Raw genomic sequence first — 21,476 nt, 5'->3', positions numbered from 1 at the left:
CGGTCAGCCGATGGTCCCCAAACGCCTTGGCAAACGGTTCATCGGCGACGGCCCGTTGGCGGTGATCAGGAACTGGTCCTCGAGATTGAAGCTGGCGAGCCCGTCGATGTAGAGCGGGATCTCGAATGCCAGCACCATGCCGGCTTCGATCACGACATCGCTGTCGGCCGAGATGAATGGCCATTGCTCGGAAAACACGGAATGACCGACGCTGTGGCCGAAATGGCCGCGGCGATAGGAACGCAGGCCCTGGCGCGCCAGGCTTTCGCTGGCGGCGCGATGCACGCCGGCGAACGGCTTTCCGGGCATAAGCGCGGCAAGCCCATCGGCGAAGGCGCGTTCGGCTATCGCATGCAATTCGGCCTGTTCTGGCGACGGCGGCCCGAAGGTGAAATTCCGCGACATGTCCGAGGCATAGCCGTTCACGCTGCAGACCATGTCGGCCTTGAGCGGATCGCCGGCGGCGGCGATCGCACCGGCACTTTTGGGGCGAGCGCCCAGCGTGACGTATTCCGCCGTCGAGATTTGCTGCGACGACCAGGCGGCTGCATCGGCGACGCCTTGCCGGTAAAGCGCGATCAGCTCCGACTGACGCATGCCGGTCGCTGCATGCTGCTGCAGCCGCGAAAGGCCGGCTTCCGATAAGACGATGCCCTGCTGCAGTAGGTCGATTTCGCTCTGCGATTTGATTGCCCGTAGCCTCTCGATAATCGGCGAGCCGTTGACCAGGGCAGTGTCCGGCAACATCGCCTGCATCGCGAACAAATCGCTGGCCGGGACAAAATCCAGCTCGATGCCGAGGGTGGTACGCTCCAGCCCGAATTCGGCGAGGATCGTTTTCAGCTCGCGGACGGAGCGGGCAAGCTCGAAGGTCGCCGGACGTGAAAAACCGGGCGCGCGGCCAACCAGGCCGGCCTCGATGCGCTGCGCAACGGGCCGGTCGGCGATCGCCGACTCGAGCGATGCCGATTCGATCCAGATCGGATGCGTACGCACCACGGCGCCGGCCATCGCCGCCCGGAGCTGGGCAGCCTGGAAGTCCGCCACCACGACGCCAATCGGCAAGTCGCTTCGCCTCGGGATGACCACGAAACCGGCGCCGGCCCGCCGGAACAGGCCGGCCGGGCCGATCCAGGCGCCGGTGGCATATCGGAACGCCTCGGGCTCGCAAAGCACCAGCGCCTCGATGCCGGCGCGCTGCATCAGGTCAGTTGCGCGCTCGCGGTCGACAAAGCCGGTCACGGGTTCCCTCCGGTGCGATCGAATCCGATGCCGATACGGCGGCATTTGGCCTCAGCGTAGCTTCAGTGCCGCGGTGGAGCAGCTTTTTTCTGCAAGCGTTGTTCACCTTGGGAGTTCGACGCCAGGACGGGAAACGGAAAAGCCGCGGCGAACCGCGGCTTTTCAACACAACAAGTGTCTGCTTCGAAAGCTTATTCGGTTTCGTCAGAGGTGTCGTCGGCAGTGTCTGCCGCGTCTTTCGCGGCCTTCCTATCCAGCGCTGCCTGCAAGGCCAGGGTGGCCTGCGGTGAGGCCGGTGTTGTGGCAACGACCGCCAATGCGTGAGCAACTCCGTGCGTCGACTTATCCTTGGCTGCGGCGGAAGTGGCGGCTCCGTGTCCCTGCGACCCGGCCCCAGCCGAGTTTCCGCCGTTGCCGTGACTGCCGCCATTGCCGTTCCCGCCACCATTGCCGCCCGGGCCAGCGAGGACAGGAGAGGTGACAAATGCGAGAGCGGCGACCGTCGCGAGTAAAGTGGTTCGAGTTTTCATGGTTTCTCCTTCGAGTCGCCCTCCCGCCAAGGATGGTTTCAGATGGAAAAGCAAAGGCTTCCGATATGGAGGTCCGCTACTTACAAGTTTCGTTCAAATCCAGCATCCTGCAAGACGGACCTTGGTCCGAGATCGACGCGCAAAAGTCCTGAACTTTATCGGAAGCGTACTTCGCGCGATCGCAGCGGCGGGACTTTCACCATCGGCAGGAGTCGGCGCCGCTGCGGCGCAGTCTGCGTCGGCTGACATGGTTGCAATCGAAAAACCTCGCTTGCTCGGGGCGAGTTTCTGCGGGAGGGCGGATCGTTCATCTGACCGACCAGGTCGGCCTCAGCAAGGGCGGCTTCTACCCGAACGGGATGAACGGAACGCTCAAAAGCACCTGGGCGATCTGCGGATGAATCGTGGCAAATGAAGTTGTGGGCGTTGCCAGGCGATTTGGCGCGCTGCGCCCTGGTGGCGCAGGAGACGAAAAGGCCGCGGCGGACCGCGGCTTTTCGATGCTTGATTTCCCTTGAGAGAAATGGAGCGGGTGAAGCGATTCGAACGCTCGACCCCAACCTTGGCAAGGTTGTGCTCTACCCCTGAGCTACACCCGCTCGCGCGGCTTTTTGGCCGCAAGCCGCGCCTATATGGCTGAAGAGCGCGGCGATTGCAACAGGGAATTCGCAGGCTTTTTGCTTCGCCGGCAATGCGGACAAGCCCTCCTGCGAGACGTCGCAAGGGCAATCGGCCCCGCGTTGCATGACGGGCTTGTCTTGGCCGCATCATTGGCCGTAAACGGCTTAGGCCGAACACGCCGTTGAAAGCGGGCCATCAGAAGAAAGACCGATGCCGAAGACTGAAGCCGAACTTTTCGCCTTTCTCGCCGGACTCGGGATCGAGGTATCGACCCGGCGCCATCCGCCGCTGTTCACAGTCGCCGATTCGCAGGCGCTGCGCGGCGAGATTGCCGGCGGCCATACCAAGAACTTGTTCCTCAAGGACAAGAAGGACAATTTCTTCCTGGTCAGCGTCGACGAGGAGGCGGTGGTCGATCTCAAGCAGATCCACCATCTGATCGGCGCCGCGGGGCGCGTGTCTTTCGGCCGGCCGGAGATGCTGATGGAGCTTCTCGGCGTCGTCCCGGGCGCGGTCACGGTGTTCGGGCTGATCAACGACACCGAGCGAAGGATCAAGGTCGTTTTGGACGAGGAGCTGATGAGCCATGCTGTGGTCAATGCCCACCCGCTGACCAATGAAGCGACGACTTCCATCGCTGCCGCGGACCTCGTCAAATTCGTCGAGGCAACCGGACATGATGCTGTTATCTTGAAAGTCTCGGCATGATCGCCACATGGGTAACTGAGACCGGGTTCTGAAGAAGGATGTTGCGCCTGTCCCTTGGCCGGCGGCGCGACCGAAAGGCGACAAGATGAGCGATAGCAACCCCTTTGGCGGCCCGTTTGGCAGCAATGGCGGCCAGTATGCCACCACTGTGCAATATGGCGGCACCGATGCCGCGCGTGAGAAGGTCGCGCTTGCGGAGGCGCCGGCCGACGTCATCAAGGACACAACGACCGCTGGATTTGCCGCCGACGTGATCCAGGAATCCCGCCGCCAACCGGTGCTGGTCGATTTCTGGGCGCCGTGGTGCGGCCCCTGCAAGCAATTGACGCCGCTGCTGGAGAAGGCGGTGAAAGCCGCCGGCGGCAAGGTCAAGCTGGTCAAGATGAATATCGACGACCATCCATCGATCGCCGGCCAGCTCGGCATCCAATCGATACCGGCGGTCATTGCCTTCAAGGACGGCCAGCCGGTCGACGGCTTCATGGGCGCCATTCCCGAGAGCCAGATCACGCAATTCATCCAGAAGGTCGGCGGCAAGAACGGTGGCGTGCCGCAAGTGGCCGAGGCGCTGGCCGCGGCCGCCGAGGCGCGCGACGCCGGTGATGTGCAGACGGCGGCCGACATTTACGATGCCATCCTGGAACAGGCGCCGGAGACGATCGAGGCGATCGCCGGCTTGGGCGATCTGCTGTTCGAGGCCGGCGATGCCGAAGGTGCCGAGGCGGTGCTGGCGCGGGCGCCGGATGCAAAGAAGGATGCGCCCCAGCTCGCCGCGCTGCGGGCCAAGATGGCGCTCGCCGCGCAAGCCGCGGCACTTGGCAATCCGGCGGAACTGGAACGGCGGCTGGCCGAAAATCCCGGGGATCACCAGGCGCGGTTTGAGCTTGCCATGATCCAGAACGCCAAGGGTGATCGCATGGCGGCGGCCGACAATCTTCTGGCGATCATCAAGGCCGACCGCTCGTGGAACGACGACGGCGCCAGAACCCAGTTGCTGCAGCTCTTCGAGGCATGGGGGATGACCGACGAGGCAACGCTGTCGGCGCGGCGCAAACTGTCGTCGCTGCTGTTTTCCTGAGCCGGCGCAGACTGTTTTGTCGCGCGGGCTTGCGGTCGGCTGCGGCTGCGCCAGATTAGGTTTTCGGACGGCGTTCGATTTCGGGCTTCCTTTGTCGCGCCTTGTGCCGGCCGGGAGGAGACGGGTTTGGTGCGCTTCCTGACGAAGCGATCGGAGGATTGAGGTGCAGGCGGGAAACGCGCATTACCGGCTCGCTGCGGACTTACCGTCGACCATGCCGATCTTTCCGCTTGAGGGCGCATTGCTGCTGCCGGGTGGCCGCATACCGCTCAACATCTTCGAGCCGCGCTACCTGCAGATGGTCGACGAGGCGATTGCCGGGCCGCGGCTGATCGGCATGATCCAGCCCAGCCTGGACGGTGCGCTGCGTCCCGACGGCGAGCCGGAGCTCTGCAATGTCGGCTGTGCCGGACGCATCATTGCGCTGTCCGAGAGCGGCGACGGCCGTTACCTGATTTCGCTGCAGGGCGTGTGCCGATTCCGCATTGTCCAGGAACTCACCGTCAAGACGCCGTTCCGCCAATGCCGGTTGGCACCCTTTCTCGCCGATCTCGACGAGGAGCAGGCAGAAGCCGAGATCGACCGGCCGGCGCTGCTCAAAGCGTTTCGCGCCTATCTGCAGGCCAACGACCTGGAAGCCGACTGGGAAAGCGTCAGCCGCGCCGAAAACGCCATGCTGGTCAACGCGCTGTCGATGATGGCGCCTTACGGGCCAGCCGAGAAACAGGCGCTGCTCGAAGCGGCAGATCTGAAGACGCGCGCCGAGACGCTGATCGCTATCACCGAAATGGCGCTGGCGCGCGACAATGAGGATTTCGGTTCGAGTTTGCAGTAGGCTCTTGCCTTCTCCCTTGTGGGAGAAGGTGGATCGGCGCGCAGCGCCGAGACGGTTGAGGGGTGCTGGCCGGAGTGCCGTCGGTGCCAAGCTGGAACACCCCTTATCCGTCGCCTTCGGCGACACCTTCTCCCACAAGAGGAGAAGGGAGAGCCGCGCTGAGGACAGACCGAATGGTGGATGGGCGTGACGGAAAGAAAGCCAGTGTCGACCCCAAGCTGCTGGAATTGCTGGCCTGCCCGCTGACCAAGGGCCCGCTTACCTGGGATCCGGAGCGCGGCGAACTGATCTCGCGGGTCGCACGGCTTGCCTATCCGGTGCGTGACGGCATCCCGATCATGCTGCCCTCGGAAGCGCGCGCGATCCCCTTCGAGGAGGGATTGCCGCCGCCGCGCCTGGGACGTTCCTGAACGGCGGACCTTCCTCCCAACCTTTCATGCCCTATTGAAAATTGCGTCCCTTGGGCATGACCTTTTCCGCCTTTCCCGATAATGTGCCGAGATCCTGCCGGACAGGCGGGGATTGCATGGCCTTGGACCGGGCCTCTTTTGTGGGCCCGCTGCTCGAATGCTGGCGCTCAGCCTGGCCGGTATCGGCCTCCTCAAGCAGCACCGACAGCCACGGCGTCAGATCCTCGACCTTCTCGGCGACGATATGAATAACATCCGATTCCGATTGCAGCTTGCCGGTGACGCGGATGAGACGCGCGCCCATGACGATGGGGCGGAAGCGGTTGAAGGTCCTTTCCCAGAAAATGACATTGGCGACCGCATTCTCGTCTTCCAGCGTCAGGAAAATCGCCTTGCCATTGCCCGGCCGCTGCCGCACCAGCACGAGGCCGGCGACCGAAACGCGCCGGCCGTCCCGCACCTGGCCGAGGCGCGCATTGGGCGTGACGCCGGACCGATCCAGCCTTTGACGCAGGAAGGCGACCGGGTGCGCCTTCAGCGACAGGCCGAGCGAGCGGTAGTCGTGGACGACGTGCTCGCCGAGCGGCATTGTCGGGAGCCTGGTTTCGGGCTCCAGATCGCGCAAGCGGATCGCCGGCTGATCGAACAGCGGCAGCTTTTCGGCGGCACTCTTGCCGTCGAGCGCGCGGACCGCCCATAGAGCGTCGCGACGGTTCAATCCAAGCGAGCGGAAAGCGTCGGCCTGCGCCAGTTTTTCGATCTCGTCGACATTGAGGCCCGAGCGCAGCCAGACGTCGCGCACGGATGCATAGCCGGCGCCGCGCCTCGACACAAACGCTTCCATGCGCCCCTTCGACAGGCCCTTGACCTGGCGAAAGCCAAGCCGGACGGCACGGCTGGTCCGGATGACGCCGCGCATCTGGGCATGGCGGTCAAGGATACGATCCGGATCGAAAGGCGATTTCTCCAAGGCGCAGTCCCAGCCGGAAAAATTGACGTCGACCTCGCGGATCTCGACACCGTGGTCATGCGCGTCGCGGACAAGCTGGGCCGGCTGGTAAAACCCCATCGGCTGGGAATTCAGGATCGCGGCGCAGAAGACGTCGGGATAGAAGGTCTTGAACCAGCACGAGGCATAGACCAGCAGGGCGAAGGAGGCGGCGTGGCTTTCGGGAAAGCCGTATTCGCCAAAACCCTCGATCTGCTTGAAGCAGCGCTCGGCGAAGTCTTTTTCGTAGCCCTTGGCGACCATGCCGTCGACCATTCTCTTGCGATAATTGCCGATCGTACCGGTGCGCTTGAACGTCGCCATGGCGCGGCGCAGTTCATCGGCCTCGCCCGGCCTGAAGCCGCCGGCGACGATGGCGATCTTCATCGCCTGCTCCTGGAACAACGGCACGCCCAGCGTCCTGCCGAGGATTTTTTCCAGTTCCGGCTTGGGATATTCGGGTTTTTCCTTGCCTTGCCGGCGGCGCAGATAGGGGTGGACCATGTCGCCCTGGATCGGGCCGGGCCGCACGATCGCCACCTCGATGACGAGGTCGTAGAAGCTTTTCGGCCGCAGCCGCGGCAGCATCGACATCTGCGCGCGCGATTCGATCTGGAAGACGCCGATCGTATCGGCGCGGCAGATCATGTCGTAGACATGTTTGTCCTCGGCCGGGAGAGTGGCCAACACATAGGGCCGGCCGTAATCATCCCGCGCGTTCGGATAGTGATCCTGGAGCAGGGTGAAGGCGCGCTGCAGGCAGGTCAGCATGCCGAGCGCCAGCACGTCCACTTTAAGGATTTTCACCGCGTCTAGATCATCCTTGTCCCACTCGACCATCTTGCGCTCGTCCATCGCCGTCTTGACGATGGGCACTATCTCGTCGAGCCGGTCCCTGGTGATGACGAAACCGCCGACATGCTGCGACAAATGACGGGGAAAGCCCATGATCTCGTTGGCGCATTCGATCACATGCCTTGTCGATGGATCGGTCTGATCGAGGCCGCCGGCCTTTGTCTCCTTTTCACCGAGCTCCGAGGTCGACCAGCCCCAGATCGAACTGGACAGCGCGCCCCGGACGTCGTCCGACAGGCCCATCGCCTTGGCCACTTCGCGCATCGCCGAGCGGCCCCGGTAGCTGACGACGGCGGCGGCCAGCGCGGTGCGCTTGGTGCTGTATTTGGAATAGATATACTGGATGACCTCCTCGCGCTTTTCATGCTCGAAATCGACGTCGATGTCGGGCGGTTCGTTTCTTTCCTCGGAAATGAAGCGCTCGAAAAGCGTGTCGATCTTGTCCGGGCCCACTTCGGTGATGCCGATGCAGAAGCAGACGATCGAGTTGGCGGCGGAGCCGCGCCCCTGGCAGAGAATGTGCTGGCTGCGGGCGAATTTGACGATGTCGTGGACGGTCAGGAAATAGCGCGCGTAGTTCAGGCGCTCGATCAGGGCGAGCTCCTCCTCGATGCGCTGCGTCACAAAAGCGGGCACGCCCGAGGGGTAGCGGATGGCGGCACCCTCCTTAGCCAGCCTTTCCAGCTCGGCCTGCGGCCCGAGGCCCGATTCTGTCGGCTCATCGGGATAGTTGTATTGCAGGTCACTGAGCGAGAAGGTCAGCTCGCCGGCAAAACGCAGCGTTTCCGCCAAGGCTTGCGGATGCCTGCGGAAAAGCCGTGCCATCTCCACCGGCGGCTTTAAGTGACGCTCGGCATTGGCCGCCAGTTCCAGCCCCACCTCGGCGACGGGCACATTGAGGCGGATCGCCGTCAGCACGTCCTGCAGCGGGCGCCGTTCCGCCGTATGGTAGAGCACATCGTTGGTCGCCATCAACGGGATGCCGGCCAGCTCGGCCATCGCCGCTGCCTGCTCGATACGGAAGCGGTCGTTGCCGCGGTAATCCGGCGAAACCGCCAGCCGCAGGTTTTCGCCGAAGCGATCTTTGAGCCGGCTAAGCAGTGCGAGGCTGGTTTCCGCGTCCGCCGACAGATCCGGCAGGATGGCCGGCGACAGGAGATCGCCCCATTCGAGAAGATCGCTCTGTTTGAGGAGCGTCGCCCCTTTTTCGTTTTCGTCACGCAGATTGGCCTGTGTCAGCATGCGGCAGAGATGGCCCCAGCCCTTGCGGTCCTGCGGGTAGGCGAGGATGTCCGGCGTGCCGTCGCAAAAAACCAGGCGGCAGCCGGGGTGATAGGGAACACCCTCCACCTTGGCCTGCTGCCAGGCGCGCACCACGCCCGCCACCGTATTGCGGTCGGCGAGACCGATCGCCGAAAACCCCATGAATTTCGCCGCGACCACCAGCTCCTCCGGTTTCGAGGCGCCGCGCAGGAACGAGAAGTTCGACTGGATGCCGAATTCGGCATAGGGGATGGCCGTCAGCGCATTCATGCGAAGACCCCATGCATGAACCAGCGCGGCGAGGGCTGTGAGGCGCCGTAAAGGCCCTGGCGATAGAGCCAGTAACGGCGGCCGTCGGCATCCTCGATGCGGAAATAATCCCGGGTCGGGGAATCTTCTCGTCCCGCCGCCTCTCGCCACCATTCCGGCGCGATGCGTTCCGGCCCTTCGGCGCGCGCGACCCGATAGAGCGTGCGCCGCCAGCGGAAGTTCAAAGGCGGGCCTTCCGGCATTTCGGTGGCCGGCACCTCGATCGGCTCGGGCGAACGGAAAAGCCGGATCGGCCGTTCCGGTTGGAAGACGGTCGAAGGAGCGTCCTTCGCCTTGTCCGGCTGCTTCGGCGGCGAGCTTCTCTGCGGCGCCTCCGTGAAGGGAAGGGTGGCGACGGCGCGCTCCGGCAAATGGCTCTCGACGGCGACCGGCTTCAAGACCGCGCCTTCGCCGAGCCGGGCGCGAATGCGGTCGGCAAAAAGCGCGATATCGGCACCGTCGTCGTTCGTCTCGCCGGCAAGGTCGGCCTGCTGCATGTCGAAGGCGGCGACGGTCAACACCGAAAGGCGCACGAGATCGAAGCCATAGCCGGCGTCGATATCCTGTTCGAGCGCGGCAAACCTTTCGTGGAACAATTTCTGGATCAGCCGCGGCTCGCGCAGAGGCCGCGAGGTGCCGACGGCGATGCGGCTGACGCCGCCATCGACGCGGAAAAGCAGCAGCGCCAGCCGCCTTGCGCCCTCGCCGCGACGCTCGAGGTCGCTCTTCAAGGTGGTCGCCAGCATGCCTGTCAGCCGCTCGATGTCCTCGGTCAGCATGATCGGTTCGGCAAGGTGACGCTCGACCGAAAGCGGCGCCACCGGCAGGCGCGGCGACACGGCCTCCTCGAGGCGGCCAAGCGCCTGGTCGAGGCGCAAGAGCAGCGATGCGCCGAAGCGGCGGGCCAGCGGCGCGCGCGGTGCCGCCATGACGGCGCCCGCCGTGCGCAGGCCGACGCTTTCGAGGCTGGCGCGGACCTCCGGGCCGATGCGCAGCGCCGCCAGCGGCAAAGGTGCGAGAAGCGCTTCCTCCTCGCCATCGGGAACGATGCGGTCGCCGGCAAACCGCACCGCCGCCCAGGCAGCACCAGGCGTGGCGGCAAGCCCGGCGCGGACATCGAAGCCCTGATGGAAAAAACGCGACAGGATATCGTCCAGCATCGAGCGTTCGCCGCCGAAAAGATGGGTGCAGCCGGTGACGTCGAGATAGAGGCCGTCGGTCCCGTCGAGCGCCACCAGCGGGGTATAGCGGTCGCACCAGTCGGCGAGGCCTTCGAGCAGGCGCCGGTCGGCCTCCGGATCGGCCTCCACGATGTCGATCGAGGGATGCATGGCGCGCGCATCGGCTATGCCCATGCCGCGCTTCAGATTAAGCGCCTCGCCCCGCTCGTCGAGGGCGGCGATGCGCTGGGTGTTCCCTTGGCGATGGCTGATCACCAGCGGCAGGTGATCCGACGGCCGGGAACGCCAGGACCGCCCCAGACGCTGCCGCAGGATCCTCTCGGCGGCGAGATGCGGAAACCACAGGGACAGGATTCTTTGGCCGTTCTGGGGCCCATTCCTGAGACCTTCTTTCCTCGCCCCGTCTTTCTTCGAATATGCGTTCATCGGGGTTCCACTCCAGTGTGAACTTTCCGGGCAAGGCCGTGCGGCTCTTGCCGATGGTGACGGTGAAGGCGGGCCGGCCGATCGAACCGGCGAGCGGCCCGGCAAGCGTCTTACGCGTTGCCGCTGGTGCCGCCGACAGGATGAGGCGGACGGGCGCTGCCGTCGGCTCGGGCTCGCCGGCCTGGCGCAGCAGGAACAGCGGCCGGCCGGCACTCTGCGCCCGGGCGTGCAGCCGCCGCGTCGCGGTGAGGTCCAGCCGCTGCGGGTTGCCGCGGATTTCGAGGATGACAGCGGCCAGCGCCGTCATTCGGGCAGCCTCTTCGGCGACCCACAGCGCATCGAGCAGCCTTGGCGCCTCGGAAAACAGCAATTGCTCCGGCTCGATGCCGAAAAAGGCGTGAAGCCCCCTGGCATAGGGAAAGCCGGCCTCGCGGAAAACCTCGGATGTGCCGATCCACAGCACCGGCAGTCGCGCCCCCTGGCTGAGGATCAGGCTAGTGAGCGACAAGGCAAAACCGGCGACGGCTCCGGCATCGCGGGTCGTGACGCCATGAAACTCGTTCAGCGCCGCCTTCGGCAGGCCGCCGCCCAGCGCAGCATCGAGGCGCTCGGCACCGGTGCGCAAAAACGCATCGGGCGGCGCCACGGCAAGACCGCGCCGGACAATGGTCAGAGGCCGAGCGGGTGTCGGACTCTGGCGAGGGACATCCGCGTCAAACGACGAACCGGCCGGCGCCTCCAAGCGCTCGGGCAAGGTCCCTTCGATCTTCGCGATCTGGCGGCGCAGGGCAAAAACAGTCTCCCGCGCCACGGCGCTTGTCGCCATGACGGTCAGCTTCCACTCACAATTGTTCCTGTTATGTTCCATATAGATTCCAGAGGCCGTCCGAAGAGTCAAGCGGAGTCATGAGGAATTTATTCCTGCCCAGCCCGACCATTTGCCGAGTCCGGCCTGAAAGCCTATATGCCGGGATCAAAGGACAAAGCATGGCTCGCATCTACCAAACACGCATCTGGCACGACCAGCTTTCGCCAACGATGGAGGAAATCGAGCTCCTGGCGCTGGAAGCCTATGCCCATCTGCCGGAGGAGTTTCGCAAGCTGACCGGCGAGATCGTCATCCAGATCGCCGAATTCCCGACCGACGAGATCATGGACGACCTTTCGCTGGAAACGCCGTTCGACCTGCTCGGCCTGTTCGAGGGGCGCGGCATCGCCGAGCGCTGGAATCCGCAGACCGGCGAAGGCCCGAACCGCATCACGCTCTATCGTCGCGCCATCCTCGATTACTGGGCCGAGAACGAGGAGACGCTGGGCGACATCGTCACCCATGTGCTTATCCACGAGATCGGCCACCATTTCGGCCTGTCGGACGATGACATGGAGAAGATCGAAGAGGCAGCGGAGTAGGATGTGCTGATATTCAGGTGATGCCGGCCTGCGAACGGCGGCTTCCTGCGCTTCCGGTGCTCACGTACCCAAAAGTACGCTCCGCTCCGGTTCTCGGAAACCACCATTCTCGGTGCGGCCTGACCTGAATCTCAACACACCCTGCTTCGGCGCTTTTGCAAAGCCTACCAGTCGCTGAGCTTGGTGTCGGGGCCATATTCCTGGCCCTCGATGTCCTTCACCACAGCCTGGCCGCAGCGCATGGTCTTGGCCTTCTTGTCATAGGCATAGGTCGGCGAGCCGAACAGATGCCAGCCCTTGTTGAGCGCCGTTGTCACCTTGTGGCAGAAGGTGGCGTCGTCCGGGCCGGATAAAAAGCGGTAGAGTTTCATTCTTCAATCCTGTGGTGAGTTGCACTATCATGTCCGAACAGCGGCGGCCTTCGCCAGCAGTTTTTCGGCCTGCGCCAGATGCAGCCGCTCGACCATCTTGCCGTTCAGTGCAACTACCGCCTTGCCGGTATTTTCGGCAAGCGCGAAGGTATCCTTGACCGCGCGCGCCTCGGCTATTGCTTCGGGCGACGGCGCAAAGGCGCGGTTCGCGGCCTCGATCTGTGCCGGATGGATCAGCGACTTGCCGTCAAAACCCATGGCGGCCGCTTCCGTGCACTCGCGCGCAAACCCGTCCATATCGCGAAAATCATTGAAGATGCCATCGAGCAGGTCGAGGCCGCCGGCGCGCGCCGCCAGCACCATCTGCATCAGCCATGGCATGAGATAGCGTCGGTCGGGCGTGGCGAGAATGCCCGTGTCCTTGACCAAATCGTTCGTTCCGGCAACGAAACAAACCAGTCGAGAGGCCGGGTCGCGGCCGAGTTCGGCAATCGGCCCGATGTTGAGCAGCGCCTTGGGCGTCTCGATCATCGCCCATAGCTTGACTTCGTCGGGGATAAAATTGTCGTCGAGCACGTCGCCGGCCTCGAGAATGTCGCGCGGCGTGTCGACCTTGGGCAGCAGGATGGCGTCGGGCGTGCATTTTGCCGCGGCCAGCAGATCGTCGGCGCCCCATTCGCTCGACAGCGCGTTAATGCGCACCACCATCTCGCAGCGCCGATCGGAACGACCGGCGAAAATCCCCGCCAGCTTCTCGCGCGCGGAAAGCTTGTCGGCCGGGGCGACAGCGTCCTCGAGATCGATAACGACGGCATCGCAGGCCAGCGACGGGATTTTTGCCAGCGCCTTGTCGTTCGAAGCCGGGACGTAAAGCACCGAGTGGCGCGGGCGGGAGGGTCCGGTGGTCATCTCCGATCTATGCCGCCTGCAGCCGGCCGAGGCAAGCCGTGCAAAAAAACTGCACGCAATTTCGGAAAATCTCCTCCTCTCCGCCCCGCTTGCCACCCGGCAGAATGCGACAGGGGCCGCATGCAAGAGCAAACGAACTCCCGTTGGTCCCTGCCGTACCGGCTTCGCCGCGAAAGCTGGTGGCTCGTCGATCCGCCCCGGAGTTCGGCGAACCTCGTCCCTTTCGTCCGAAAATCCGCGCCCACTGGCCGCATCAACGCCGCCGAGGAAGCCCGATCATGAGAGTATTCCTCTCGGCGGCGCCGAGCTATTGCAGCCGCTTCGGCGTTGCCGTCCTGCTCGTCGCGCTGGCCGATTTTTTCTTCTATGGCCAACCGGCGGGCATCACGTTTTTCCTGTTCGGCGTTGCGATTGCAGCAGCGAGCATGGCTCTCCATCCTCTCGGCGTCTTCAACGATGGCAGGTTCTGGTTCAAGCCGGTTGCGCTGCTTGTGGCGCTGCTGCCGCTTGTGGAAAATGTCAGCGCACTGTCCATCTCGATCGCGCTGGCGGCGCTGACAGTTTTCGCGCTTTCACTGGCCGGGCGGTTGCGGCGTAGCTTTGCGCGCATCGCCGGCCAACTCTCGCTGTTCCTGCTTGCAGCGCCATTTCGGCTCGCCCTGGATTTCTTCCGCTGGCGCAAGGCGGCGCGGCGGCTTGGCCGGCGGCGCGTGCGCCTTGCGGCGATCGCCGTCTGGGTCATGCCGCTGAGCCTTGGCGCGGTGTTCCTCGCGCTGTTCGGCGCCGCCAATCCGGTCATCGAATATTGGTTTTCGCTGATCGACCTGATGGCACTGCTCGACCTCGTCCAGCTGCCACGTCTCGCCTTCTGGCTATTCGTGCTTGCCGGCGTCTGGGCCTTTCTGCGGCCGCGCCTGCCGCGCTTTCTCCGTCGCCGCAGGGTGTTGCCAGCCGGCGCACCGGCGATGCCGGCCACCAGGACCACCATCGAGGACATCGTCTTCGGCAAGGCTGCCATCTTCCGCGCGCTCGTCGTCTTCAACATCCTGTTCGCGGTGCAGAGCGCACTCGACGTCACCTATCTGTGGGGCGGCATCGCGCTTCCCGACGGGCTGACCTATGCCGCCTACGCGCATCGCGGCGCCTACCCGCTGATCGTCACGGCGCTGTTGGCCGCCGGCTTCGTGCTGGCGGCGCTGAGGCCCGGAAGTGCGACCTCCGGCGATCCGCTCATCCGCCGGCTGGTTTATGTCTTGGTGGCGCAGAACATTCTCCTGGTGATCTCGTCGATCCTGCGGCTTGATCTCTATATCGGCATCTATGCGCTGACCTATTGGCGTGTCGCCGCCTTCGTCTGGATGGGGCTGGTGGCGGCGGGCCTTATCCTGATCATAGCCCGCATCGCGCGCGAAAAGTCGAACGAATGGCTGCTTTCCGCCAATCTTCTGACGCTATCGGCGACGCTCTATGCCTGCTCGTTCATCAACTTTGCCACGCTGATCGCCAACTACAATGTCGACCATTCCCTCGAAATGACCGGCCAAGGCACCCAGCTGGACGTCTGGTACCTGCGCTCGCTCGGGCCCGGCGCCTTGCCGGCGCTCGATCGCTTCGTCCAGCACCAGAGCAGGACGGTTTCCGCGGAGGATGCCTCCATCCGCGAACTTGCCGGCTGGTATGCACAGGACGAAGCACGCTTCCGCGCCGGCCAGGAAAACTGGCGCGCATGGAGCTTTCGCAATTGGCGGCTCGATCGCACCCTCGACAGGCGTGCCCCGTTCGTGGTTCCTCCGATGTCCGAACCCTTCTTGCCGGGCCGCTGATTTGATGCCGCACCACATACTGGTCGCCGACGACGATCCGCACATTCGCGAAATCATCTGCTTCGCGCTCGAAAAGGCCGGCATGAAAACGCTGGCGGTGCCGGACGGCGCGGCTGCCTTGCAGGCGATAGAGCGCCGTGCTCCCGATCTTGTCGTGCTCGATATCGGCATGCCGGAAATGGACGGGCTGGAAGTGTGCCGGCGGCTGCGCCACACATCCGACGTGCCGGTGCTGTTCCTGTCCGCGCTGGATGAAGAGATCGACCGCATCCTCGGCCTGGAAATGGGCGGCGACGATTATGTCACCAAGCCGTTCAGCCCGCGCGAGCTGGTCGCCCGCGTCAACGTTATTCTGCGCCGCGCCCGGCCCACGCCGGAACCGCCCGACGACCGGCAATTCTCGCATGGCAGACTGTTGATGGTTTCGGCAAGCCATACGGCCAGTTTCGACGGCAAGCCGCTGGCGCTGACCTCGATCGAATTCGCGATCCTGAAAGGGTTTCTGGCGCGGCCGGCGCATGTGCTCGGCCGCGACATGGTGATGGCCAATGCCTATGCCGCCAACATCCATGTCGCAGACCGCACCGTCGACAGCCATATCCGCAACATCCGCGCCAAGCTGGCGGCGGTCGGCTGCCTCGATGCAATCGAGACCGTGCATGGCGTCGGCTTCCGGCTGGGTAAATGCGGCGCGTGACCGCCCAAAAATGGTGGACATGAAATGGCGGCCACGGCTTGCCACGGTCGTCATTGCCATCCTGATCATGGTGATGGCGCTGCCGCTGGCCGGCCTGTTCTTCTTCCGGCTCTACGAGAACCAGCTGATCCGCCAGGCCGAAGCCGAGCTGATCGCACAAGGTGCCGCCCTTGCCGCGATCTATGCCCAAGAGGTCCGTGAGGCCGGCCTTGCCCCTGAAAAGCTCGGCACGCCCATGCCTCCGCCCAGCACAAGGGATCGGGCTTCTGCCTACCAGCCGATCGAACCGCGCCTCGATCTTGCGTCCGACAGGATCCTGCCGACCCGGCCCACGGCCACCGCAGGCAGCGTCGATCCTGCCTTCGCGGTGATCGGCGCGCGGCTGTCGGGCATTCTTGCCGAGACGCAGAAGACCACGCTTGCCGGTTTCCGGCTGCTCGATCCCAGGGGCGTGGTCATCGCCGGCCGTGAGGAGGCCGGCCTGTCGCTCGCGGCTATCGAAGAAGTTCGCGCAGCACTTGCCGGCCGCTACGCCAGCGCGCTCAGGCTGCGGGTTCCCGACCAGCCGTCGCCGCCGCTCTATTCGGTCAGCCGCGGCACCAAGGTTCGCGTCTTCGTCGCCATGCCGGTTGCCGTCTCCGGCAAGGTCGCCGGCGTGGTCTACCTGTCGCGGACGCCGAACAACATCGTCAAGCATCTCTATGGCGAGCGCGGCAAGGTGGCGCTGGCGGCAATCGCCATTCTAGGCGGCACGCTGCTGATCGGTCTGGTCTTCCTGCGCACAGTCAGCCGGCCGATCTATGCGCTGATGGAACGCACGAAACGCATTGCCGCCGGCGACCGCGCGGCGATCAGGCCGCTCGATCACCACGGCACGCGCGAAATGGCGGCGCTCTCCGCCGCCTTCCTCGACATGGCCGAAAAGCTCCACGCACGCTCCGACGGCATCCAGACCTTTGCCACCCATGTCTCGCACGAGCTCAAATCGCCGCTGACTGCGATCCAGGGTGCGGCCGAACTGTTACGCGATTCGGGCAGCGCGATGGACGAGACCGAGCGGTGGCGTTTCTCGGACAATATCGTCACCGACGCCGGGCGGCTCAATCTGCTGGTGCGCCGCCTGCTTGACCTGGCGCGCGCCGAAAATCTCGAGCCCAGCGGTGAAAGCACTTCGCTTGGTGATGCGCTGGCGCTTCTCCCGGCCGACGACAGGCTGGCGGTGCGCCTCGAGGCGGGCGCCGACATCCGCCTGCGCATATCGGCCGAAAACGCCGCGATCGTGCTGGCCAATCTCATCGACAATTCGGCGCGGCACGGCGCGACGCTGGTATCGATCACGGCAGCAAGCGCGGACGGCAAGGCCAGCATCGTGGTGGACGATGACGGCGCCGGCATTTCGCCCAGCAACCGAGGCCGCATCTTCGAGCCGTTCTTCACCACGCGCCGCGATTCCGGCGGCACCGGCATGGGCCTCGGCATCGTGCTGGCCCTCCTGAAAGCGCATGATGGCACGATCCGGCTGGTTGACTCGGCGAGCGGCACGCGCTTCGAGATCATCCTGCCGGCGGCGTGACTGGCGGTTCAGATCGGAAGGGCGAAAAGGTGCATTACGACATCGTCATCATCGGCGGAGCCATCGTCGGCTCCTCGGTCGCCTATTATCTGCGCGAGGAAGGATTTTCCGGCTCGATCGCGCTTGTCGAGCGCGACCCGCAATTTTCCCACGCCGCGACGACGCTGTCCTGCGCCTCCATTCGCCAGCAATTCTCGATCCCTGAAAACATCCGGCTGTCGCAGTTCACGCTGAGACTGTTTCGGCGGCTCGCGGAAGAGTTTGGCGCGGGCGCCGATATCGGCTTTCGCGAAGGCGGCTATCTCATCCTTGCCGGCGAAAACGGACTGCCGATTCTGCGGGCCAACCACGAGGCGCAGATGGCCGAGGGCGCCGACATCGTGCTCGAGGATGCCGAGACGCTCGTCCGCCGTTTTCCGTGGCTGTCGGCCGAGGGTATCTCTGCCGGGGCCTACGGCCGCAGTGGCGAGGGCTGGTTCGACGCGCATGCAATGCTGATGCTGTTCCGCAAGGCGCTGCGGACGAAGGATATCGACTTCATCACAGCGTCGGTTACCGCTATTGAGCGGCAGGGCGAGCGCGTCACCGGTGTGACCCTCGGTAATGGCGAGCGGCTCGAGGCTGGCGTCGTCGTCAATGCCGCCGGGCCGAATGCCGGCAAGGTGGCTGAAATGGCCAGGCTGGCGCTGCCGGTGGAGCCGCGCAAGCGCAATGTCTTTGTCTTCGAGGCGCGCGAGAAATATGACGACATGCCGCTGCTGGTCGACCCGAGCGGCATCTATGTCCGGCCGGAAGGCTCGGTCTACATCACCGGTGGCGCCGAGCCGGAAGAGGGCGAAGGACCAGCCGATCCCGCCGACTTCGATCCGGACTGGCCGCTGTTCGAAGAGGTGATCTGGCCGGTGCTGGCGACCCGCATTCCGGCCTTCGAGGCGATCAAGCCGACGCGCGCTTGGGTCGGCCACTACGACTACAACACGCTCGACCAGAACGCGGTGATCGGTCCGCATCCCGAGGTCGGCAATTTCTTCTTCGCTAACGGCTTTTCCGGCCACGGCCTGCAGCAGGCTCCGGCGGTCGGCAAGGCGCTGTCCGAACTGATCGTGCATGGCGCCTATCGCACGGTGGATTGCTCGGCATTCGGGTACAGCCGGGTTGCAGAGGGGCGGGCGTTTCGGGAGCTGAATGTGATTTAAGGATGGCGTTGACGGCAAGCGCGTCGCCGAGCGCATGGCCCCCAGCCGTGTTGTCGAAAACGCACCAGACCTCCGCGCCCGTTGCGCTCGCTGCATCCAGCCGCTGCCGAATCTCGGCCAAGATGTCGGAATCATAATCCGAAAAGTAAATGCGCGGTGCGCCGTGCAGGCGAAAATAGGCGAGGCCCCGCCATCCGGCCGGCATGACTGCGGCCGGGACGGGTGCAGGGTCGGCTGCGACGCGCGCCACACGAAAGCCGGCCAAAAGAGCATCGGCATCCGGTTCGAACCAACTGGCATGACGTGGTTCGCACGCTAATTTCAGGTCGGTGTGCTTTTGCAACAGATCGAAGAATTCATTGGCGATATGCGGGTCAAAGGGCAGGCTCGGCGGCAACTGCACCAGCAGCGCTGCAAGTTTGTGACCGAGGCCACCAGCCTGTTGCAGGAATGTTTCGACGAGGTCTCCGCAGCCGGCGAGCCGACGCTCGTGCGTCATCGCCTTGGGGACTTTCACGCAGAAGCGAAAATCGTCCGGCACCGAACCTGCCCAACGTTCGTAGGTTTCGCGGCGATGCGGCTTATAGAAAGACGAATTGATTTCAACGACGTCGAGACGAGCGGCATAGCGCTCGAGGTGCGAGCCGGAATCCGGAAAAAGATCCTTGTAACGCGACGGGACGCTCCATCCGGCGGTGCCTATGAAGCATCGATGTTCTTCCATCCTGGAGATGTGGACAGGTCGACGCGCGGGTCAAGGGAGACCGCGACCATGCACTGCTTATGTGGGGCTGAAACCAGTCCCCGCCCCTGCCTCCCGTGTGCTCGGTTGCCGCTTGGCCGGCAGAGAATCAGCGCTTGCGGCCGAACCAGAACGCGTCGGACACACGCTCCATGCCGATACGCTCATAGAAACCGACCGCGTCGGGCATGGAGATCAGGCTGATGGCGACGGAAGGCCCGAGTTGCCGCCGCGCTTCATCGAGAAGGCCCTTGCCGATGCCCAGCCCTTGCGCCGCTTTGCAAACGGCGAGCTCGGAAACGTAACAGACCCACGAGAAATCGGTGACACCGCGGGCAACGCCGACCAGCGGCTTGTCTTCTGTGTCGAGACGCGCGGTGAGCACCAAATTGGCTCCCGACAACATCGCTTTCAATCGGGTGTCGTTATCGACGGGGCGGTTGGCGCCGAGGCCGGATTCCACCAGCACGCGGCGGAACTCGGCGGTGCCGAGGCCCGGTTCGCTGGCGTAGAGGACCTTTGATCGCGTTGTCATGTCGATAAAAGTGCACCATGGGCCGGTGGTTTTGAAGCTGTTTTGTGCCGATCTTGTGTTTCGATCGACGACGGAAGTCCAGAAACAGCCGCCTTTTATTTGCCCGCGGCTTTGTGTAAACCGGGCGCCAGCAATCCCCCGCAACGAGAAGAAGACGGGCAAGACCCATGGAAAAATTCACCAAGCTCACCGGTGTCGCCGCGCCGATGCCGATCGTCAATGTCGACACCGACATGATCATCCCCAAGGATTATCTCAAGACGATCAAGCGCACCGGGCTCGGCACCGGCTTGTTCGCCGAAATGCGCTACAAGGACGACGGCTCGGAAAACCCGGATTTCGTGCTCAACAAGCCGGCCTACCGCAAGGCGCAGATCCTGGTCGCCGGCGACAATTTTGGCTGCGGCTCGAGCCGGGAACATGCACCGTGGGCGCTGCTCGATTTCGGCATCCGCTGCGTCATCTCGACCTCGTTTGCGGACATTTTCTACAACAACTGCTTCAAGAACGGCATCCTGCCGATCACCGTCAGCCCGGAAGACCTGGAGAAGCTGATGGACGATGCCTCGCGCGGTTCCAACGCGACGCTGTCGGTCGATCTCGAAGCCAACGAAATTCGCGGGCCGGACGGGGGCGTGGTCAAGTTCGACCTCGACGAGTTCAAGCGCCACTGTCTCTTGAACGGCCTCGACGATATCGGCCTGACCATGGAGAAGGCCGGCGCCATCGCTTTGTTCGAGAAGAAGAACGCCGCTGAGCGCCCCTGGGCATAGGCTCTAAAGCTGCGCCGATGGTCGGCCTCTATGCCAAGTGTCCGGGAAGGGATGTGATGACACGCTTGCTTGTTGCTGCTGCCTGCGGACTGCCGCTGATGCTGCTGCCCCCGGTGAGCGTCTATGCCCAGACGCAGACGCCCGCCACGGAAGCGCCGGCGACAGATCAAGGCGCCGGCGACACAGTCGCTGCCGACAATGACAAACAGGCGCCGATCCCGTTCGAGGGCGGCCAGCTGACCATCACCCAGGAGGAAGAGTACGGGGAACGGGTGCTCGCCTTCGACGGCAAGGAACTGGCGCGCAATTACGACGTCTTCTTCGACAAGATCGTCGAGGTCGGCGGCATCAAGGTGGCGCTGGTCGATGTCGGCGACGGCGGCAACCAATGCGGCCCGGCCAAGGTGATCGTGTGGAAGCCGGAAGGCGGCACGATCCAGACGACCACGGTCGAGCAGGATGAATGCGGCGCGCCGCCGGCCGCAACCTCCGACAGCACCATCTATTTCGTGCCCTATCTTTTGCCGGGTGATTCCAAGCCGGCGTTGCAATGGTCGCCGACGGACGGGCTGACGACGTCCGGTAATCTGACCTACATGCCGGAGCCGGGCACCGACTGGAAGGACGTCGATCCGTCGAAATACGACAACATCATCGACGCCTTCCACAATGAAGCGGTCTACAAATTAGCCGAGACGCTGCTTGGCAACGGCATGCCCGACATGGCGACAAGCCTGCTGGTCGGCGGCGGCACGGAGAAAACCGCGTCGGGTGCCTTCTTTGCCAGCGGCTGCGTGCCGCATGATTGCGGCGGCAATGACGGCTTCATGGCGGTCGACCCGGTCAACCACAAGCTCTATTTCGCGCGCCGCGGCGACAAGCCCGAACCGGACGCCTGGCCGGCGGTGAATAGCTGGCCGGCCGAGATCAGGGAAGCGCTGGACAAGGCGCTGGGATCGCCGAATTAGGGTTTTCGCACGGCGCGGTGACATCACGCCTTC

19 protein-coding genes, 1 tRNA gene and 1 pseudogene are annotated in these 21,476 nt (G+C 64.1%); 11 read left to right on the top strand and 10 right to left on the bottom strand.

The window, feature by feature from the left end; genetic code table 11:
- Positions 1 to 3: 3 nt before the first annotated feature.
- The 3 genes from AC0L2P_RS14790 to AC0L2P_RS14780 all read right to left on the bottom strand — a co-directional run bounded on the left by AC0L2P_RS14790 (position 4) and on the right by AC0L2P_RS14780 (position 2,371).
- Positions 4 to 1,242 (bottom strand): M24 family metallopeptidase, encoded by a 1,239-nt coding sequence (locus tag AC0L2P_RS14790; protein ID WP_473502015.1) that lies wholly within the window; start codon positions 1,240 to 1,242, stop codon positions 4 to 6.
- A gap of 191 nt (positions 1,243 to 1,433) precedes the next feature.
- Positions 1,434 to 1,772, bottom strand: a complete 339-nt coding sequence (locus AC0L2P_RS14785) for a hypothetical protein (RefSeq protein ID WP_473502014.1) — start codon at positions 1,770 to 1,772, stop codon at positions 1,434 to 1,436.
- Positions 1,773 to 2,296: 524 nt separating this feature from the next.
- Positions 2,297 to 2,371, bottom strand: a tRNA-Gly gene (locus tag AC0L2P_RS14780).
- 232 nt (positions 2,372 to 2,603) lie between these two features.
- Between AC0L2P_RS14780 and AC0L2P_RS14775 the strand changes: the two genes are divergently transcribed.
- The 4 genes from AC0L2P_RS14775 (at position 2,604) to AC0L2P_RS14760 (ending at position 5,424) form a co-directional block, all read left to right on the top strand.
- Complete coding sequence (locus AC0L2P_RS14775) at positions 2,604 to 3,101, top strand: prolyl-tRNA synthetase associated domain-containing protein (RefSeq protein ID WP_352782730.1); 498 nt, start codon at positions 2,604 to 2,606, stop codon at positions 3,099 to 3,101.
- Between the two features lie 85 nt (positions 3,102 to 3,186).
- On the top strand, positions 3,187 to 4,179 hold the full coding sequence (gene trxA / locus AC0L2P_RS14770; RefSeq protein ID WP_473502013.1) for a thioredoxin: 993 nt from the start codon (positions 3,187 to 3,189) through the stop codon (positions 4,177 to 4,179).
- Between the two features lie 163 nt (positions 4,180 to 4,342).
- A complete protein-coding gene (locus AC0L2P_RS14765; RefSeq protein WP_473502011.1) occupies positions 4,343 to 5,014 on the top strand; it encodes an LON peptidase substrate-binding domain-containing protein in 672 nt (223 codons plus the stop codon).
- Positions 5,015 to 5,187: 173 nt separating this feature from the next.
- The gene (locus AC0L2P_RS14760) at positions 5,188 to 5,424 is read left to right on the top strand and encodes a Trm112 family protein (protein WP_473502009.1); all 237 of its coding nucleotides are present in this window, start codon (positions 5,188 to 5,190) and stop codon (positions 5,422 to 5,424) included.
- Between the two features lie 31 nt (positions 5,425 to 5,455).
- Here the strand turns inward: AC0L2P_RS14760 and AC0L2P_RS14755 are convergent, their stop codons facing one another.
- From AC0L2P_RS14755 to AC0L2P_RS14745, 3 genes are read right to left on the bottom strand one after another with little or no spacing between them, the layout of a single operon-like run.
- Positions 5,456 to 8,800, bottom strand: coding sequence for an error-prone DNA polymerase (locus tag AC0L2P_RS14755; RefSeq protein ID WP_473502007.1), 3,345 nt, complete (start codon positions 8,798 to 8,800; stop codon positions 5,456 to 5,458).
- On the bottom strand, positions 8,797 to 10,275 hold the full coding sequence (locus AC0L2P_RS14750) for a DUF6504 family protein (protein WP_473502006.1): 1,479 nt from the start codon (positions 10,273 to 10,275) through the stop codon (positions 8,797 to 8,799). Before AC0L2P_RS14750 ends, AC0L2P_RS14755 begins: the two co-directional genes overlap by 4 nt.
- Entirely contained in the window at positions 10,208 to 11,272 is a 1,065-nt protein-coding gene (locus AC0L2P_RS14745) for an ImuA family protein (RefSeq protein WP_473502034.1), read from the bottom strand. Before AC0L2P_RS14745 ends, AC0L2P_RS14750 begins: the two co-directional genes overlap by 68 nt.
- Positions 11,273 to 11,433: 161 nt before the next feature.
- On the opposite strand from AC0L2P_RS14745, the gene AC0L2P_RS14740 reads away from it, so the two are divergent.
- Positions 11,434 to 11,856: a metallopeptidase family protein gene (locus AC0L2P_RS14740; RefSeq protein ID WP_023721935.1), complete on the top strand. Its 423-nt coding sequence runs from the start codon at positions 11,434 to 11,436 to the stop codon at positions 11,854 to 11,856.
- 164 nt (positions 11,857 to 12,020) lie between these two features.
- Here the strand turns inward: AC0L2P_RS14740 and AC0L2P_RS14735 are convergent, their stop codons facing one another.
- On the bottom strand, positions 12,021 to 12,227 hold the full coding sequence (locus AC0L2P_RS14735; RefSeq protein WP_473502004.1) for a DUF1737 domain-containing protein: 207 nt from the start codon (positions 12,225 to 12,227) through the stop codon (positions 12,021 to 12,023).
- A 27-nt stretch (positions 12,228 to 12,254) separates the two neighbouring features.
- Positions 12,255 to 13,136 (bottom strand): HpcH/HpaI aldolase/citrate lyase family protein, encoded by an 882-nt coding sequence (locus AC0L2P_RS14730; protein WP_473502002.1) that lies wholly within the window; start codon positions 13,134 to 13,136, stop codon positions 12,255 to 12,257.
- Between the two features lie 278 nt (positions 13,137 to 13,414).
- Here AC0L2P_RS14730 and AC0L2P_RS14725 point away from each other — a divergent pair, with 278 nt between their 5' ends.
- Genes AC0L2P_RS14725 through AC0L2P_RS14710 form a run of 4 tightly spaced genes read left to right on the top strand, consistent with a single transcriptional unit; the run spans position 13,415 to position 18,425 of the window.
- Positions 13,415 to 14,959, top strand: coding sequence for a DUF4153 domain-containing protein (locus AC0L2P_RS14725; RefSeq protein WP_473502000.1), 1,545 nt, complete (start codon positions 13,415 to 13,417; stop codon positions 14,957 to 14,959).
- A 4-nt stretch (positions 14,960 to 14,963) separates the two neighbouring features.
- A complete protein-coding gene (locus tag AC0L2P_RS14720; protein WP_473501998.1) occupies positions 14,964 to 15,656 on the top strand; it encodes a response regulator in 693 nt (230 codons plus the stop codon).
- Positions 15,619 to 17,229: an ATP-binding protein gene (locus AC0L2P_RS14715; RefSeq protein WP_473501996.1), complete on the top strand. Its 1,611-nt coding sequence runs from the start codon at positions 15,619 to 15,621 to the stop codon at positions 17,227 to 17,229. Before AC0L2P_RS14720 ends, AC0L2P_RS14715 begins: the two co-directional genes overlap by 38 nt.
- A 29-nt stretch (positions 17,230 to 17,258) precedes the next feature.
- Complete coding sequence (locus tag AC0L2P_RS14710) at positions 17,259 to 18,425, top strand: NAD(P)/FAD-dependent oxidoreductase (RefSeq protein ID WP_473501994.1); 1,167 nt, start codon at positions 17,259 to 17,261, stop codon at positions 18,423 to 18,425.
- A gap of 22 nt (positions 18,426 to 18,447) precedes the next feature.
- On the opposite strand, the pseudogene AC0L2P_RS14705 reads toward AC0L2P_RS14710, so the two are convergent.
- Together AC0L2P_RS14705 and AC0L2P_RS14700 are read right to left on the bottom strand one after the other, a co-directional pair.
- Positions 18,448 to 19,149, bottom strand: a pseudogene (locus AC0L2P_RS14705) (DUF72 domain-containing protein); the annotation flags it as partial.
- Positions 19,150 to 19,276: 127 nt separating this feature from the next.
- Entirely contained in the window at positions 19,277 to 19,702 is a 426-nt protein-coding gene (locus AC0L2P_RS14700; protein WP_473501992.1) for a GNAT family N-acetyltransferase, read from the bottom strand.
- 167 nt (positions 19,703 to 19,869) lie between these two features.
- Here AC0L2P_RS14700 and leuD point away from each other — a divergent pair, with 167 nt between their 5' ends.
- Both leuD and AC0L2P_RS14690 read left to right on the top strand, forming a co-directional pair.
- A complete protein-coding gene (gene leuD, locus AC0L2P_RS14695) occupies positions 19,870 to 20,475 on the top strand; it encodes a 3-isopropylmalate dehydratase small subunit (protein ID WP_473501991.1) in 606 nt (201 codons plus the stop codon).
- Between the two features lie 56 nt (positions 20,476 to 20,531).
- Positions 20,532 to 21,443: a hypothetical protein gene (locus AC0L2P_RS14690; protein ID WP_473501989.1), complete on the top strand. Its 912-nt coding sequence runs from the start codon at positions 20,532 to 20,534 to the stop codon at positions 21,441 to 21,443.
- The last annotated feature ends 33 nt before the right edge of the window (positions 21,444 to 21,476 follow it).

The sequence above is a fragment of the Mesorhizobium sp. WSM4836 genome (assembly GCF_055811815.1).
Note: the sequence above shows the minus strand (reverse complement) of the source record. Positions and strands in the feature narration are given on the sequence as shown.

Bases quoted from the DNA above. Each gene is read 5' to 3' on its own strand.
- AC0L2P_RS14785 (WP_473502014.1), bottom strand. From the start codon at position 1,772: ATGAAAACTCGAACCACTTTACTCGCGACGGTCGCCGCTCTCGCATTT.
- AC0L2P_RS14775 (WP_352782730.1), top strand. From the start codon at position 2,604: ATGCCGAAGACTGAAGCCGAACTTTTCGCCTTTCTCGCCGGACTCGGG.
- trxA (WP_473502013.1), top strand. From the start codon at position 3,187: ATGAGCGATAGCAACCCCTTTGGCGGCCCGTTTGGCAGCAATGGCGGC.
- AC0L2P_RS14760 (WP_473502009.1), top strand. From the start codon at position 5,188: ATGGTGGATGGGCGTGACGGAAAGAAAGCCAGTGTCGACCCCAAGCTG.
- AC0L2P_RS14755 (WP_473502007.1), bottom strand. From the start codon at position 8,800: ATGAATGCGCTGACGGCCATCCCCTATGCCGAATTCGGCATCCAGTCG.
- AC0L2P_RS14745 (WP_473502034.1), bottom strand. From the start codon at position 11,272: ATGGCGACAAGCGCCGTGGCGCGGGAGACTGTTTTTGCCCTGCGCCGC.
- AC0L2P_RS14740 (WP_023721935.1), top strand. From the start codon at position 11,434: ATGGCTCGCATCTACCAAACACGCATCTGGCACGACCAGCTTTCGCCA.
- AC0L2P_RS14735 (WP_473502004.1), bottom strand. From the start codon at position 12,227: ATGAAACTCTACCGCTTTTTATCCGGCCCGGACGACGCCACCTTCTGC.
- AC0L2P_RS14730 (WP_473502002.1), bottom strand. From the start codon at position 13,136: ATGACCACCGGACCCTCCCGCCCGCGCCACTCGGTGCTTTACGTCCCG.
- AC0L2P_RS14725 (WP_473502000.1), top strand. From the start codon at position 13,415: ATGAGAGTATTCCTCTCGGCGGCGCCGAGCTATTGCAGCCGCTTCGGC.
- AC0L2P_RS14720 (WP_473501998.1), top strand. From the start codon at position 14,964: ATGCCGCACCACATACTGGTCGCCGACGACGATCCGCACATTCGCGAA.
- AC0L2P_RS14715 (WP_473501996.1), top strand. From the start codon at position 15,619: ATGGCGTCGGCTTCCGGCTGGGTAAATGCGGCGCGTGACCGCCCAAAA.
- AC0L2P_RS14700 (WP_473501992.1), bottom strand. From the start codon at position 19,702: ATGACAACGCGATCAAAGGTCCTCTACGCCAGCGAACCGGGCCTCGGC.
- leuD (WP_473501991.1), top strand. From the start codon at position 19,870: ATGGAAAAATTCACCAAGCTCACCGGTGTCGCCGCGCCGATGCCGATC.
- AC0L2P_RS14690 (WP_473501989.1), top strand. From the start codon at position 20,532: ATGACACGCTTGCTTGTTGCTGCTGCCTGCGGACTGCCGCTGATGCTG.